The sequence below is a fragment of the Paenibacillus sp. 01L418 genome, from assembly GCF_056400045.1.
On the sequence record NZ_JBFTSN010000133.1, the window covers coordinates 1 to 14,731 of the forward strand.

Below are 14,731 nucleotides of genomic sequence, written 5' to 3' on the forward strand. Positions count from 1 at the left end.
ACCAATCGCCTGCTCGCATCTTACGTAAAGGTGCTGACTTGCCGTGACAGAGCTGAGCGAATCCCCCCGACTCTCCACATTTCACATGGGACGCGGACACAACACCAATCCAGAAGCGGCTTTGCTCGCTTATTTCATCCATTTGCATGCCTCGAAATCCTTTCCTTTTTTAATAAATGTTTATGTCGCTTCCCTTACCAATCCTTGTTTTAAGCGGTCCAGCTGCAGAAGATGATGACGGTAGTGCATTTCAACAAGCAGAAACCATTCCTCCGCACACAATCCGCCGAATCTCGGATGGGACACTTTATGTTGTTTGGACACTTTTTCAAGGGTAGGTTCAATGTCCTTCATTCTCTGGATGACAGTGTGTAAGCCTTGAATTAGCTGCTCTTTGCTTTCCGGCTGCTCCGGAGTATATTGTGGGGAAGGCGGAACATGAATACGAATGGGCGGAAAGCTTCCTTGAGAAAATATAGCCACACCAACCTCGGTTTTTTCCGTTCCAGGTACCGTGGGATCTTGGCTTGGCATCAGGCATTGATCAAGATTACGAAGCTGCATATAAAGCGCCGAGCTAATGAGATGTTGAAACATCTGTCCGATTGACCACTCGTTTTCACTTTGCTTTTGCTTCAGCTGCTCCAGACTGAATTGATCCAGTTCATGAATATAATGTGCCGCAGTTTCCTCAAATCGTTTTAATGCTAACTTTGTTGTAATCATCGTCTATCATCGCCTCTAATCATCTTTTTTCTAAGTATACAAAAACGCTACTGACACCATTATGTCAGTAGCGTTTTAACGTTTTTTTCAGTTCGTTTCTAACCCGATGTCGGAAGGATTCCGGCTCCAGCACAACCACTCCGCCTCCCCAGCTGAGCACCCAATGCAGCAATTCCTCAGGCTGCCGAACACGTAAGGTCACCAGCAGCCCTTCGGTATGATTCTCTATGGTTTCTATATAGAAGTTGTTCGATTCCCTTACCCTATCGGCAATGTCAGGTTGGACACATATGCGCACACGAACGTTGCGATCGTCTGGAGGCTGGTATACATCTAAATTGAAATCTGCTGGCAACATAAATCTATCTTCCAGCTCGATAAGCTCCGACATCCGGGACAACCGAAAATGACGGATGTTTTGACGCAATTCACACTGTGCAACGAGTACCCATGACCCTTGAAGAAGCACAAGTCCATAAGGAGCAACCGTACGAACACTTTGGCGGTTCCCATCAGCCTCGGCAATTCTTTTGGAATAGCGGAATCTTATTTTTCTTTCCTCCAGAATCGCTCGACGAATCGCTTCCAAGTATGCCTTCTCTTGTATTCGTGCTATATCTTCAACGGAAGCAAGCAAACGAAAGCTCTTGCGAATCCGGGATGCCTCGCTGCGGATCGGTTCCGGCAGGATGGCCTCAATCTTCCCTCTTGAAGTTCGAGACTTACTGCCATAGTGAACATCAAACCATTGCTCGATAAAATCTGTCCCGATGAGTAACGTCACTGCTTCTTCCACCGTGAAACTGACTGGCGGTAGGAAATACCCCTCCATTAGGGAGTATCCCTGCCCTGGCGCTCCTATCACGGATACGCCGGCCTCACTTAAAGCCTGAATATCCCTGTAAATGGTTCTCACGCTTGTTTCAAATGTAGCGGCTAAATCCTCGGCTCGTAACACTTCGTTACGCTGCAGCTCAAGCACTATGGCTAACAAACGATCCGTTTTGTTCATGCACTGCACCCTTTTCCGAGAGAATGTTTATACCAGAGTTCCTCCACTGAAAGTATATCACTAGGGTATCCTCACCGTTAGCTTAATGAAGCAACGTCAGTCTACAACTCTATTTTCTTCTGACAACATATAATTTATAGAGAAATGAAGTCAAATAATGGTTAGGTTCGTTACAAACGTTAAAATGAATAAGCTACCGACTTTGTCGGCAGCCTGTGATCATTTCACTATCCTATATTGAATATAACAATCATAAATTTCCAAGTGCTAAAAACCAGTAACACTCATCTATCAGCTATTCGCGAAGGCGGTTAAGAAGAGCTAATGCCATTTCTCTCGCGGCTGCAACAATTTCTTCGTCCGTACGCTCCGTTCCACTGGCGGCCAACAGTGCCGAGTTAATACTGAGAAAGGCCATTCTTACAAGTAATTTCCGTGTAGGATCAGCATCCTTGCCAGCCACAAGCTCAGCCACTGCCCCAAGGCTGTCACGGATTTGACCACCGGGATTGCTAACCACGCTCCGCATGAGATTGGGATTCGCATTTACGAAGCGGATGCCGCGCAGCTTGTCTACAGAAGTAGAATCCACCCAACGAAGCACCGTGCGCTCCAGAAGGTCTGGACTCGATTCTTGGCTGACGGCCCATGCGAGAAGTTCAGCCGCCTCGTTACCGCGGGAGGACATCATTGAATTTACGATGTCATTTTTGCTTTTGAAATGGTAGTATAGCGCAGCCTTGCTGATCCCGAGTTGCTCAGCGATCTCACGAAGTGATGTTGCCTCAAACCCTTTAGCAGTGAAAAGCTCCAAAGCTACACGCTGAGCTTCCGCTTTTGTTTCACTGCCTGTCCGTTTCACTGACTCACTCATACTCATGATTGTCACACTCCTTGCCTTTCAATCATTTTAGCCATACTCATCATACTTGACAACTTACCTGTCGGCAAGTAAAGTGTGTTTTATAGTTATCATTTCAATTTTTCTTCACCACAGTTTGAACGCTCGGTAATCGAGCCGTCATGAAAACAACCATAAGGAGGATATCCTAGTGACTAACATCGTTCTACTATTATCTCCCCTACCCTCGGCTTATACACTGGGTCAGAGCTTATTATGAATCATATCATTATAGAGTTCATCAGTTTATTCCTTGCAGGCATCCTTGCTGGTGAAGAGCTCGTCATTCGCTATGGGGTGCACTTGTCTCTGGCTGGTCTAGACGACCAGTATCAAATTAAAGTTCGTCAAGCACTAGTACTTAAACTGCGTGTGCTGGTGCCCGCTATCTTTTTACCTACGGCCGTGTCGGGAGCTGCGGTGCTAGTACTGAGCGGCTCCGAGCCAGGTTTGTTCTTCCGCTGGGCTGGCGTTCTGGCCTTACTCATCTTCATCCTAGTCACGCTCATTGGCACTGTCCCCATCAACAAGGGTGCGCTCGAATGGAAACCCGACGCGCCGCCTAGCAACTGGAAGTTGCTAATCCGACGCTGGGAGCTGCTTGATGTGGTTCGTTCATCGGCAGCAGTCTTGGCATTTGCATGTTTCTTGACAGCTATTGCACTGCAGTACTCGAGCTTGCAATAACAAGCTTTAGACTCCTTTTAGCGAAAAAGGCAATGGTTGCTTCGGACATGGAAAAAGTCCTAGCTGCCATTGCCTTTTTAAAATCAGATAACAGTTGGTTCAACTATTTAGAAGCCGCTTTCTGCTTAAAATCTTCAATAAAATGCTGTATATCCATTTTCCAAACTAGACTATGCAAATTGATAAGATGACTATTCTCATATGTGAATCCAGTAGTTGCATTTTCCACCTTCATTAGCTTCTAATACACCATTATTTAACTCAATGACTCTTCTAGAAGCGATATTACTTTCCACACAAGACAGCATTACATCCTTTATTCCCATGCTTTCTGCGTTTTTTAGGAGTTCATTTAACATGACCGTACCGTACCCTTTTCCTCGTTTGCTTGGTCTGATCGTATATCCTATATGCCCGCCTGATATTTTTAAGTTATCATTCAAATAATGCCTCAGCTTCCCGTAGCCTACGGGATAGGAATCAACGAATAACCAGAAAACAGTCTGGGGAACGTGCTGGGGTAAGAGATCGATACCTTGCGAGATCGCTATATTTTTTCGAATAAATGCCGGAAATTGGCTATAATCGATATCATACGCACTATTCACAAACCCATTTTCTCCCGGGCCTATTTCTACTAACATGTCAAAAATATCACGTCCATCATCTACACTTGCTGCTTTTAGTTCAATCATCTTCTTTAGGCCTCCTATTTATAAGTCTCTTAATCTATTATTATTTCCCGCGTTATAAATGGGCCAATTCCAATATTTCTCACCCTGACATATGATAAACCGATCAAACCATTGCTCAAAATTCATATGCAGCGGCCTCGCATCATGAAATTGATCAATATGGCCTTTGACCATTAAGTAATGGTCTGAGCCTTCATTAAAAGCTTTTAAATGAATAACAATGTCATCCTGATAAATGTAAGCTACTTTCAAATAACCTTCATTAGGCTCCTCGTACGTTACTCCAAATGTATCCTGCCACCCGTATAAGTAGGCCTCTCCTCCGTACTCCGGATGGTCAAAGAGCGAGCAGCCATTCGTTATTCTAAGGAAATTCAAATAATCCTGAGGAAGTTTACAACCCAATTTTTCCTGAAAAAGCATTAAATCTTCTTCCCTTGCAGGAGGTCTAAATGTACATTTGGCCTCATATAGTTCACCTTCACGCAGCTGTAAGCTTAATAACCCGCTCGCCTCTAATCTTTGCTTTAAGGAAGTGATAGTTTTCTTAATAATGTTGCCTTGAATCATCGAGCACCTCCATAACTGCGAAGCAGATCATATGCCATATTTCCAAACTTTCTAATGTCGTATAAGTAATCATACCCGCTCGAATCCTGCAGCTGGTTATACATGCGAACCACTACGGCATCGCAGCTCGGAATGACCAAACAGGCGCAGCCTGTAATTCCAAGAACTTGATAAGCGTCGCTCGGCAGATGCTCCCCAATTTGATTTAAAGGAGTATCACTTTGCAGCCACCATATAAAACCATTTCGAGGCAGGTGTGCCGGAACAGTGAGTGGCGTATGCAGCGAAGTAGCTCTTGCAAAAACAGTTTGCGGCAGCAACTGCTTTCCATTTACATTGCCGTTTTTAAGATGCATATGCCCCCACATCGCTAGATCGCGCGCACTAACGAACAAATTGCTTTGATCACCCGCATCACTATCGTTTGACCCCACCCACGTATTTTCATCATCGTAATAATTATATATAAGCTGCTCCGCTGCTTTTGTTCTCCAGCCCGTTTCCTTTAACCCATATTGATTAAATACATGACTCGCCATAAAAGAACTTAAGTTTTGCCCCGAAATATGCCTAATTAATTGAAAAAGCATGCCAATTCCCGTATTGCGGTATTCCCATCCATATCCAGCAGGGAACTCTCTTGTTATCTTCCCGTTCTCTTCGATTAATCCATGGGTATGCGTAAGCAGGTGCCTCAACGTTACCCCTCGCGCTGCATCTTTATAATCATTGAGATACTTCCCGATTTCATCATCCACACTGCCTATTTTCCCTTGCTCTATTAATAAGCTGACAGCAAGCGCTAGATACGTTTTACGGATTGATGCTACGTTGAACTGCGTTTTTTCATCCACGAGTCTCGGCGCATCTGATGCTGCATGTGTACCGGAATACCACTCGTTTACAACAACATCGTTCTGAATGATATACGTTGCGGCAGCTGTGGCGCCGATACTTTGTTGAATAGCATAGACATACTCATTCAGGCTTTGAAAATGATTCGTTACCACTTTCTGCACATAATCCTCTCCTGCTTCAGAGTTGATTTACCAATTCTGATTAACAATAATCCGCTGCTCTTACATTGTCAAATAAACCCAACAAAGAGATTTCCAGCAGTAATAAACAACTATAGCCATTGTTTCTATCCCCTTCGGCTCACGATTGCTATAGGATAAATAGATAATGTGAAAGACATTGAAAGGATGATTGTGACATGCTGCAAATCCCTGCCGTACATACTGTATTTCATAAGGAAACGCTTTTTGAAGCCATGGCCTTATTATATGATATCGGTACACCGCTAAAGAGCCAATTCGTGTCCAATGGCTTGAATGATACCTATTCGGTGGATACGAATACCGGAAAATTTATATTGCGAATTTATAAGCATTTGTGGCGAGCAGAATCCGATATCCGTTTTGAGCTGGATTTGTTAACCTATCTTAAAAACTGTATCCTGCCGGTTTCCTATCCAATCCAAAGACGAGATGGCGAATGGTTGACTGAGCTTGACGCACCGGAAGGCACTCGTTATGCTGTGCTATTCTCTTATGCGGATKGGGCCGGGAAACTTAATGTCGATACAAGCCAAGCTTACGGAAGCGCTATAGCGCAGCTTCATCATGCCATGGATTTCTATGAGCCCAAACATGAACGGTTTGAACTTGATGCTGCCCATTTGCTCGACGAGCCTCTTCGGGCGATGCTTCCGTCTTTACAGCATCGCCCGAACGATGCAGCGTTTGTTCAAGAAACAGCCGGCAGGCTGAAAGCTCGCCTTGCAGAAGCCGCGGATGGTGCATATGACTGGGGAGTATGCCACGGGGATCTGCATGGCTGGAACGTCTTTCATTCGGATGACGGCAGCATGACACACTTTGACTTTGACTGCTGCGGCGTAGGCTGGCGCTCGTATGATCTATCCGTTTATTTATGGGATCGCGTCCATGGCAGATCGGATAGTGAGAGCTTTGAGGATGAATGCTGGGATGCTTTTCTGGAAGCCTATACGAAGGAACGCCCGCTAAGCGAGCAAGATCTCGCGATGATTCCCGTATTCGTAGCCGTCAGACAGCTTTGGCTGATCGGACTTCATACAGGCGGAAGCGCCGTTTGGGGATCTTGGCAGGATGATGGTTACTTTGACGGGAAGCTTAAATTTTTGGCGGCTTGGGTAAAGGCGCATAACCTATAATGCGATGAAAGAAAAGGAGCTGCTTGCGGCTCCTTTCTTCTTTTATACGATTACGGAAATGCTTGTTGTAAAATAAAATGAATGCTTGCCTGTTTACATTCGAATATCGATATGCTATCTTATTTCTACAAATATAGAAATAACGACTGCAAGAAAGGTGAAGCCACAATGACAGAAGATCATGCGGACGTACGTCAAGCTGTAAAAGTATATAAGGCGCTCGGTGAGCCTACCCGTCTGAAAATAGCTCTGCTGCTTACTGAGGAGAAAAATTTATGCTGCTCCGATATTGGCACAAAGCTGGAATCCGTAGCCGGCTCTACCCTCTCACATCACTTGAAGCAATTGACGGAAAGCGGATTGCTAGATCTCCGCAAGGACGGTACGTATATCTACTACAGTGTGAACCGCGAAATGGCTCGCAAGTATGCGCCATATTTGTTGGAGTAATTTTTTTTAGGTTATATTTCTATAGATTTAGAAATATAAAAACAGTGGAGTGGAGAGAGGAGTATTTTTTATATGTCTAACGCGTGGAAAATTTACATGCTGGCTATAATTAGCTTTTTGGTTGGAACGTCAGAATTTATTATTGCGGGTATTTTGGATAAGGTAGCCGACGACATAGGTGTATCCGTATCTGCAGCAGGCCAGCTGATAACCGTTTTCTCGCTAGCTTACGCTATTGGCACGCCGATTCTTATGGCAGTTACGGCGCGTGTTGAGCGGCGTCAGCTGCTCCTCTACTCATTAGGTGTATTCGCGATCGGCAATCTTATTGCTGTTGCTTTGCCTGGATTTGAGTTTTTGATCGTGTCCCGCGTCGTCCTCGCGCTCAGCACTGGCGTGTTCGTCGTTACCGCTTTGACCGTCGCTTCTAAGCTTGCACCCGTTGATAAACAGGGCAGTGCCATTGCGACGCTCGTTATGGGTTTTAGCACAGCATTAATCGTTGGTGTCCCTCTAGGCAGGGTAGTCGCATCTGTATACGACTGGCATCTCATCTTCGGAGCAATCGGACTGCTTGGCTTGCTTGCAATGCTCCTCATTTTATCCAGCATTCCAAAAACAGATGGTGAAGAGCCCGTTCCACTTCGCAGCCAGCTTGCTCTCTTGAAGCAGCCGAAAATTGTAACGGCACTGACGGTCACCTTCTTGTGGATCGGCGGCTATTCCATCGTTTACACTTATATTTCACCATTCCTGCTTAGCGTAACGAAGCTGAGTGAACAGGGCGTGAGCATCGGACTATTTGCATTCGGTATCGCCAGCCTGATCGGGTCTAAATTTGGCGGCTACAGCACCGATAAATGGGGAGCGCCGCGAACATTAGTCAGCGGCATGCTGTTCCATACGATAGCACTTGTTCTACTCTCATTGGCTGGACAGTCTCCGGTTATCGTATTTCCTCTGCTTATGATCTGGGCCTTTACCGCTTGGTCATCCGGTCCAACTCAGCAGTACCATCTGATGTCACTAGCTCCAGAAGCTTCGGGTATTATGCTTAGCTTGAACAGCTCTGTACTTCAGCTGGGCATGGCTGCAGGAGCCGGGCTTGGCGGGGTTGTCGTTGAGCAAGTATCGCTTACCTCTATCAGCTGGATTGGAGCTACAGGCGTCATACTCGCCGCTGCTACAGCCGCAACCTCCTTCGGGTTCTCCCGCGCGCGTTCCCGCCGCAAGACAGCCGAGAGCAGCTTCGCAAAGACCAGTGCTTAAACTTTAGCAGCTTTGCTTTGATCATTGATTAAAGTCACTCCTATTTTTAAAAAATGGGGCTGTCTCAAAAGTCATTTTGCGATTTTTTTGAGCGCTAATTAGATCTTATTTTCTTTGAGAAAAAGGACCTCAAACTCCACTTTACAGTGGAATTTGAGGTCCTTTCATCTGAAAACGGAGATGTTCCCCTGTCATGCGAAGACATTTGCGGCAGCGCCTGCAGCAGCTTCATCTAAGCACAGAAATGCACTTATTTAACCAAATCTTCTTCAAATCTGCTCAATTAGAGGTATTTGTACACCCATTTACATCATTTCAATCTTGTTTGTTAAAAACAGGTGCACTTTTGCACTTATTTACTCTACGCTAACGGTTAACGCACATCACTATCATACAACATGCATAAGCCACTTACATAATCAAATCAGACTTTAATACTAATCGAATTTCAGAGGGCGCAGCCCTTGGGGGGAGGGTGTCAATAGCCATAGGCTCCAGAGGCACCCTCTTTCTAATCCTGAGCTAATATGTACCTCTACACTACCCTTTATCATTGCCTATACTGCATAATCGCTGGATAGAAGCTGCTTTCTCACACTTACATGGAGCTATACTGCATTCTATACAATATAGGTGCACTTAAAAAGCTAAAATGGTCAATCGTATAACAAGATATTGCATGAATACAACATAGATCTCCATCACAGCTCAATATGGGCGAAGTTCCTGCAAATGTACAGGATAGCCAAACGCTGGTCGCAGTGATTGGTGTCGGATAATAGCTAAACGTTGGTCGTGGAGTTTAGTATCGATGGATAGCCAGACGCTCGTCGCGGAGATTGATGTTGGATGATAACCACACGTTGGTCTCGGAGAGCGTAAACTCGACTTCCTAAAGTAGATCTAACATTCAAAAGAAAACCAGACTTCCATTATCGGAAGTCTGGCTTATTTTTGTCCTATTCAAATCGAATCAAGAAGTAATTTTTCTTGCCGCGGCGCAGCACGACAAATTTGTCATAGAGCCTTTGCTCCGAGCCGATGATGGATTCTACATCCGTGTTTTTCGTGCCATTAATTGAAATCGAGCCGCTCGTAATATCTTGTTTCGCTTGGCGGCGAGATGGTGCAGCTCCAGATTCGATTAGAAGATCCATAAGCGCAATCTCTTCTCTATTCGTAAGCACCGTTGTAGGCATGTCCTGTAAAGCTTCAATCAGCTCCGCTTCACTCAGCTGATTTACATCGCCGGAGAAAAATGCCTGCGTAATTTTCTCTGCGCTGTCGAGCGCTTCTTGTCCATGAACAAGGCGAGTAATTTCACGCGCCAACTCACGCTGCGCCACCCGCTTCTCTGGGTGCGACTGAAGCTCAGTCTCCAAAGCTTCGATTTCTGCACGAGAGAGGAATGTGAAATATTTCAAAAATTTAATCGTATCGTTATCTTCAGTATTGATCCAGAACTGATAGAACTGGTACGCCGATGTCTTCGAGCGATCCAGCCAAATCGCGCCAGATTCGGATTTCCCGAATTTTTTGCCGTCGCTTTTGGTAACGAGAGGCATCGTCATGCCGTAAGCGTCGCCTCCGCCCATTTTGCCAATCAGATCAAGGCCTGCTGTAATATTGCCCCATTGATCGCTGCCGCCAATTTGCAAGGAACAGCCATGCTCTTGATGCAGCTTATGGAAGTCGTAGGCTTGCAAAATCATATAGCTGAACTCGGTAAACGAGATGCCTGATGAAAGACGGGAATCGACCGAATCCTTCGCCAGCATATAGTTTACAGTAAAGTTTTTGCCTACATCACGTAAAAAAGTAATGACATCCAGCGGCGCAATCCAATCGTAGTTGCTTACGAGCTTAGCCGCATTATCCGCAGCATTGAAATCAAGAAAGCGGGAAAGCTGACGCTTCAAGCTCTCTGTCCATTCGGATACCGTATCCGCTGTGTTCAGCGAGCGTTCCGTCGAGCGGCCGCTTGGATCACCAATTAAACCTGTTCCGCCGCCAACTAGCGCAAGTGGAATATGGCCAGCCTGCTGGAAACGACGCAAGCACAAAATCGGAAGCAAGCTGCCGATGTGTAGGCTGTCCGCTGTAGGGTCGAATCCGCAATAAAGCACGACGCGTTCACTCGTAAGCTTCTTATGTAATTCCTCGCGGTTAGTAAATTGCTGTACTARCCCTCGGTATTCTAGATCAGCCAATAGATCTTCATGATTAATGGTTAATGCTTCGTTTGTCATTTAACTCTCTCTCCTCTAATGTTTCCTACAGTTTACGTTGATTTCGAGTTTTTTAAAAGATGTGGACGGACGATTACATGGTTTTGGTCATTTCTCTACGTCTACGAATCGTTCTTCTAATTAAAATATCACAAATAAGCAGCCCTACGCCAACAACAAAGTCGACAAACCCTACAAAAATAGCGTTAAACGGATAACCGCCCATTTTCGAGATATAATATACCGTAAAAGCAAAAATCCCAAATGCACTGATCGTAAATAAAATACTTTTTCTAAAAAACAGCGCAAGCGCTGCAGCAATTACCGTTAATGCGGCGACTGTTCCCAGCACCAAGAGATTATGATCCTTCTCTATATTCGTTGGATACAACAATCTTTTGGGATACGTGTAAGAAAAATACCAGTCCTTGCTGGGCAATTCATTAAAAACAGCTTTGAATGTTTTGGAGTCCGTTTGTTCCATTGCTAAATTCGAATGAAGCGCAGCACCGGGTTCGCTTAGCCGTATTTCCAGCTCGACATGCGGCTCGCCCTCCCAGAAAGCTGCTGGGGTCAAAAAATAAAGATGGGAAAAAATCGTCGTAATTACACCTTTATTATACATCCCCCCATTTTCAATATAGTTGATGACAATATTTTTCGTTTCGTTCGGCTCAAAAGATAAAGGGAACCTCGCTCCTTGTGCTGGACCAATTTCCGCTGAGTAATTGGATAAACGCAGCTCCTTGCCGCTTACTGGATCAATGACCGTATTTTTCAATAGGGTATTTTGCCAATTAACCGTCTTTACATTCGGATCCATGATCACATTAATCTCTTTGTTTCCCTCTGATACCATAAGGGCCTCACTTGCAGGCGTTACAAATAAAACCTCCAAGTCCTTGGCGGAATCGGACGTATTGTGAAGTTCATACTGAACCGTTACTTCCGCATGGCTTTTGTACCGTTCGATATCACGGAAGGTAAACACAACCTTCTCCCGAACCAAACTCACTTGCGATTGATCATCCAGCTCCAGCCTGCCATAACCCTCCGCAGGATAATGCAGCGGTCCCCCGTTGGCACTTGCTGCTTCTGGTAAAAGCATAAATAATAGGACAGCGGACAAAATCAATGGTCGAAGCTTATGCAGGAACACTCCATCACCTCGTTCTCCGATTGTAGAGCCTCACAAAAAAGAAGCCTCCATATGTATTATTTTACCACATGAGAGGCTTCATCTTGTTATCGCTCTATTTTTTCTTCCACRTATCCTTAAGCGGTACGATGCGATTGAAGACTAGCTTCGTATTCGTTGTATGTTTTTTGTCCACGCAAAAATAACCATGCCGAACGAATTGGAACTTATCCTCTGGCTGCGGAAGAACCTCAAAAGGCTCAATTCTACAATCTTTCACGATTTGAAGTGAGCTCGGATTAATGACGCTGTCCCAAGCTATATCGGTATCCTTCGGGATTTCATTACCCCGCAGCAGACTCTCATAAAGGTGGACATCCACTTTAGCCGCGTGACTCTCTGAAACCCAGTGGATCGTCCCCTTCACCTTCCGGCCGGTAAAGCCCGTTCCGCTTTTCGTTTCGGGATCGTAAGTGCAGCGAAGCTCAATGATCTCACCTGTGGCTTCATCTTTAATGACTTCCTCACATTTAATGAAGTAGGCACCGATCAGCCGAACTTCAGCTCCGGGCGCTAATCTGTGAAATCCTTTGGACGGCTGCTCCATAAAATCATCTTTCTCTATAAATAGCGTTCTAGAGAAGGTGACCTTGCGTTTGCCAAGCGTGTCGTTCTCGCTATTGTTATCAATGGACAACAGCTCGGTTTGGCCCTCCGGATAATTAGTAATAACCACTTTCAGTGGATGGATGACGGCCATTACGCCTTTGACCTTCGCCTTCAAATCCTGTCTTGCCGCATGCTCCAGCATCGCGATATCAACGGAATTTTGCGCTCTAATCATGCCGATTTCATCGATAAAATTTCTAATGCTCTCGGGCGTAAAGCCTCTTCGCCTGAGTCCACGGATCGTTGGCAGCCTTGGATCATCCCAGCCGTCGACGAAGCCGCCCTCAACGAGCTGTCTCAAATATCGCTTGCTCGTCACGACACCCGTTAGATTTAGCCTGCCGAATTCCCTTTGCCTTGGCGGCTGAGCAAATTCCAGCTCCTCCAATACCCATTCGTACAAAGGACGATGGTCTTTGAACTCAATGGAGCATAACGAGTAGGTAATGCCCTCGATGGCATCTTGAATCGGATGCGCAAAATCGTACATCGGATAAATGCACCACTTATTTCCCGTCCGGTAATGCTCAGCATGGATAATGCGATAAATAACAGGATCTCTTAAATTAATATTAGGCGCACTCATATCTATTTTGGCACGCAATACTTTGGAAGCGGCCTTAAAATCACCATTTTTCATTTTCGCAAACTGCTCTAAATTTTCATCAATGGAGCGATTTCGGTAAGGGCTATCCTTGCCCGGCTCCGTAAGCGTCCCCCGATATTCCGTAACTTCTTCTGGTGATAATTCACAAACATAAGCCTTTCCTTTACTTATGAGCGCAACTGCAGCATCATATATCGCATCTGAATAATCCGAACCATAATAAATATGGCTGCCCGGACTATAGCCAAGCCAATTGATATCTTCGATAATGGCATTCACATATTCGATGTCCTCCTTCAGAGGATTCGTATCGTCAAATCGCAAATGAAACTTCCCATTATACTTTTGCGCAATCGTATAGTTTGTATGGATGGCATAGGCGCTTCCGATATGCAGGTATCCATTAGGCTCAGGCGGAAACCGCGTGCACATTTCTCGTGTAAACACGCCTGCTTGAAGATCCTCATTTATGATTTTGTATAAAAAATGATCCGTGTTCGGCTCTAATTCGCTGCTCATTGTAAAACCTCCAATTTAGGGTTGCTATCGATACTTTGATTTTTCATGTCCCAAAAAGCAAAAAAAAATTCCACCCCCAAGACTTCGCGTCTTGGGGACGAAATTTTTCGCGGTACCACCCCAGATTCGTTAATATGTCGCCATATTAACCTCTTCAAGTACGGCACCAAAGGATGCTTATACTCTAGCTCTATAACAGGAGCTCCTGTCACAGCATCCCCTTGCTCAGGTTCCGATGTGATGCTCAGAGACTTGTTTCGATAAACCATTCCTTGCCCCTTTTCAGCTGCCGGGGCTCTCTGCGAAAGAATGTGTTTATGTACTCTTCTCGTCATCGCCTTTTTCAATATTTCATATATGTTAACAAATCGTTCCCTGAATTGTAAATGGTTATTCTACACAGCAAGCTAGATCATACTAATGCCTTGGCGCCCACAGTATAACTGAAACACCGACCAAGCAAATAGCAGCACCTATCCAGTCGTATAAATCAGGTGTTTTTTTATCGACTAGCCAGCCCCACAATACGGCCATCACTATAAAAACGCCCCCGTACGCCGCATAGACTCTCCCGAACGAAGGGAAGGATTGAAATGTAGCAATAACACCATATAGTGCTAAAGCTACGCCTCCGACCATTCCCCAATACATCGGCTTACCTTCACGCAGCCATAACCAAATCAGGTATCCCCCACCAATTTCAGCTAACCCAGCTAATAAAAATACCAATATTCCTGTAATCATCTCTTTCACATCCAATAACCCAAGCTGATTGAATACTTATTTCTTAGCCTGAGGCAAATTTTCAAAAGCTTGTACATATTTATCGTATTTCATTTTCCATACGTCCTTGCGAGAGGCAATGGTTTTTCCGTCCAGCAATGCCTCGATAACATCCAAACATACATCCCAGCCGGCAATATCTCTAGGGGTATGTGCTGTAATTTGGACAAGCTTCTCGATTAATACCAAGCGGCAGCCCTCTGGCTCTGCATATAATTCAAAACGAACGATATCCTCAGCCCACGTAAACTCCAAAACCGATAACGCTTTGAGCTCAATG

Annotated in this window: 15 protein-coding genes, 1 pseudogene and 1 other annotated feature; of the genes and pseudogenes, 4 read left to right on the forward strand and 12 right to left on the reverse strand. The window is 45.1% G+C overall.

What is annotated here, in order from left to right:
• From AC1DSE_RS16985 to AC1DSE_RS17000, 4 genes and pseudogenes are all read right to left on the reverse strand, one after another.
• A pseudogene (locus tag AC1DSE_RS16985) lies at nucleotides 1–142 on the reverse strand (EVE domain-containing protein); the annotation flags it as partial.
• Between the two features lie 38 nt (nucleotides 143–180).
• Nucleotides 181–723: a DinB family protein gene (locus AC1DSE_RS16990; RefSeq protein ID WP_477509961.1), complete on the reverse strand. Its 543-nt coding sequence runs from the start codon at nucleotides 721–723 to the stop codon at nucleotides 181–183.
• 67 nt (nucleotides 724–790) lie between these two features.
• Nucleotides 791–1,738, reverse strand: a complete 948-nt coding sequence (locus AC1DSE_RS16995) for a helix-turn-helix transcriptional regulator (RefSeq protein ID WP_477527938.1) — start codon at nucleotides 1,736–1,738, stop codon at nucleotides 791–793.
• A 295-nt stretch (nucleotides 1,739–2,033) separates the two neighbouring features.
• Nucleotides 2,034–2,618 (reverse strand): TetR/AcrR family transcriptional regulator, encoded by a 585-nt coding sequence (locus AC1DSE_RS17000; protein WP_477509878.1) that lies wholly within the window; start codon nucleotides 2,616–2,618, stop codon nucleotides 2,034–2,036.
• Nucleotides 2,619–2,936: 318 nt separating this feature from the next.
• Between AC1DSE_RS17000 and AC1DSE_RS17005 the strand changes: the two genes are divergently transcribed.
• On the forward strand, nucleotides 2,937–3,326 hold the full coding sequence (locus AC1DSE_RS17005; protein ID WP_477509879.1) for an anthrone oxygenase family protein: 390 nt from the start codon (nucleotides 2,937–2,939) through the stop codon (nucleotides 3,324–3,326).
• A gap of 197 nt (nucleotides 3,327–3,523) precedes the next feature.
• Here the strand turns inward: AC1DSE_RS17005 and AC1DSE_RS17010 are convergent, their stop codons facing one another.
• The 3 genes from AC1DSE_RS17010 to AC1DSE_RS17020 are packed head-to-tail and all read right to left on the reverse strand — an operon-like array spanning nucleotide 3,524 to nucleotide 5,610.
• Nucleotides 3,524–4,021, reverse strand: a complete 498-nt coding sequence (locus AC1DSE_RS17010) for a GNAT family N-acetyltransferase (protein WP_477509880.1) — start codon at nucleotides 4,019–4,021, stop codon at nucleotides 3,524–3,526.
• An 18-nt stretch (nucleotides 4,022–4,039) separates the two neighbouring features.
• The gene (locus AC1DSE_RS17015) at nucleotides 4,040–4,591 is read right to left on the reverse strand and encodes an SMI1/KNR4 family protein (protein WP_477509881.1); all 552 of its coding nucleotides are present in this window, start codon (nucleotides 4,589–4,591) and stop codon (nucleotides 4,040–4,042) included.
• Nucleotides 4,588–5,610 carry a serine hydrolase domain-containing protein gene (locus AC1DSE_RS17020; protein ID WP_477509882.1) on the reverse strand — a complete coding sequence of 341 codons (1,023 nt, stop codon included), beginning with the start codon at nucleotides 5,608–5,610 and terminating at the stop codon, nucleotides 4,588–4,590. Before AC1DSE_RS17020 ends, AC1DSE_RS17015 begins: the two co-directional genes overlap by 4 nt.
• 197 nt (nucleotides 5,611–5,807) lie before the next feature.
• Between AC1DSE_RS17020 and AC1DSE_RS17025 the strand changes: the two genes are divergently transcribed.
• The 3 genes from AC1DSE_RS17025 (at nucleotide 5,808) to AC1DSE_RS17035 (ending at nucleotide 8,507) form a co-directional block, all read left to right on the forward strand.
• Nucleotides 5,808–6,788, forward strand: coding sequence for a phosphotransferase (locus AC1DSE_RS17025; RefSeq protein ID WP_477527939.1), 981 nt, complete (start codon nucleotides 5,808–5,810; stop codon nucleotides 6,786–6,788).
• Between the two features lie 168 nt (nucleotides 6,789–6,956).
• Nucleotides 6,957–7,238, forward strand: a complete 282-nt coding sequence (locus AC1DSE_RS17030; protein WP_054025100.1) for an ArsR/SmtB family transcription factor — start codon at nucleotides 6,957–6,959, stop codon at nucleotides 7,236–7,238.
• Between the two features lie 72 nt (nucleotides 7,239–7,310).
• The gene (locus tag AC1DSE_RS17035) at nucleotides 7,311–8,507 is read left to right on the forward strand and encodes an MFS transporter (RefSeq protein ID WP_477509884.1); all 1,197 of its coding nucleotides are present in this window, start codon (nucleotides 7,311–7,313) and stop codon (nucleotides 8,505–8,507) included.
• A gap of 959 nt (nucleotides 8,508–9,466) precedes the next feature.
• On the opposite strand, the gene tyrS is transcribed toward AC1DSE_RS17035, so the two are convergent.
• The 5 genes from tyrS to AC1DSE_RS17060 all read right to left on the reverse strand — a co-directional run.
• Entirely contained in the window at nucleotides 9,467–10,756 is a 1,290-nt protein-coding gene (tyrS, locus tag AC1DSE_RS17040) for a tyrosine--tRNA ligase (protein ID WP_477509885.1), read from the reverse strand.
• A gap of 73 nt (nucleotides 10,757–10,829) precedes the next feature.
• Nucleotides 10,830–11,894, reverse strand: coding sequence for a hypothetical protein (locus AC1DSE_RS17045; protein WP_477527940.1), 1,065 nt, complete (start codon nucleotides 11,892–11,894; stop codon nucleotides 10,830–10,832).
• 94 nt (nucleotides 11,895–11,988) lie between these two features.
• Complete coding sequence (locus AC1DSE_RS17050; RefSeq protein WP_477527941.1) at nucleotides 11,989–13,668, reverse strand: glutamine--tRNA ligase/YqeY domain fusion protein; 1,680 nt, start codon at nucleotides 13,666–13,668, stop codon at nucleotides 11,989–11,991.
• 90 nt (nucleotides 13,669–13,758) lie between these two features.
• Nucleotides 13,759–14,012, reverse strand: a binding site (T-box leader).
• A gap of 73 nt (nucleotides 14,013–14,085) precedes the next feature.
• Complete coding sequence (locus AC1DSE_RS17055) at nucleotides 14,086–14,412, reverse strand: YnfA family protein (protein ID WP_076267312.1); 327 nt, start codon at nucleotides 14,410–14,412, stop codon at nucleotides 14,086–14,088.
• Nucleotides 14,413–14,448: 36 nt separating this feature from the next.
• The coding region (locus AC1DSE_RS17060; protein ID WP_477527942.1) for an SRPBCC family protein at nucleotides 14,449–14,731 on the reverse strand (283 nt) is incomplete at its 5' end.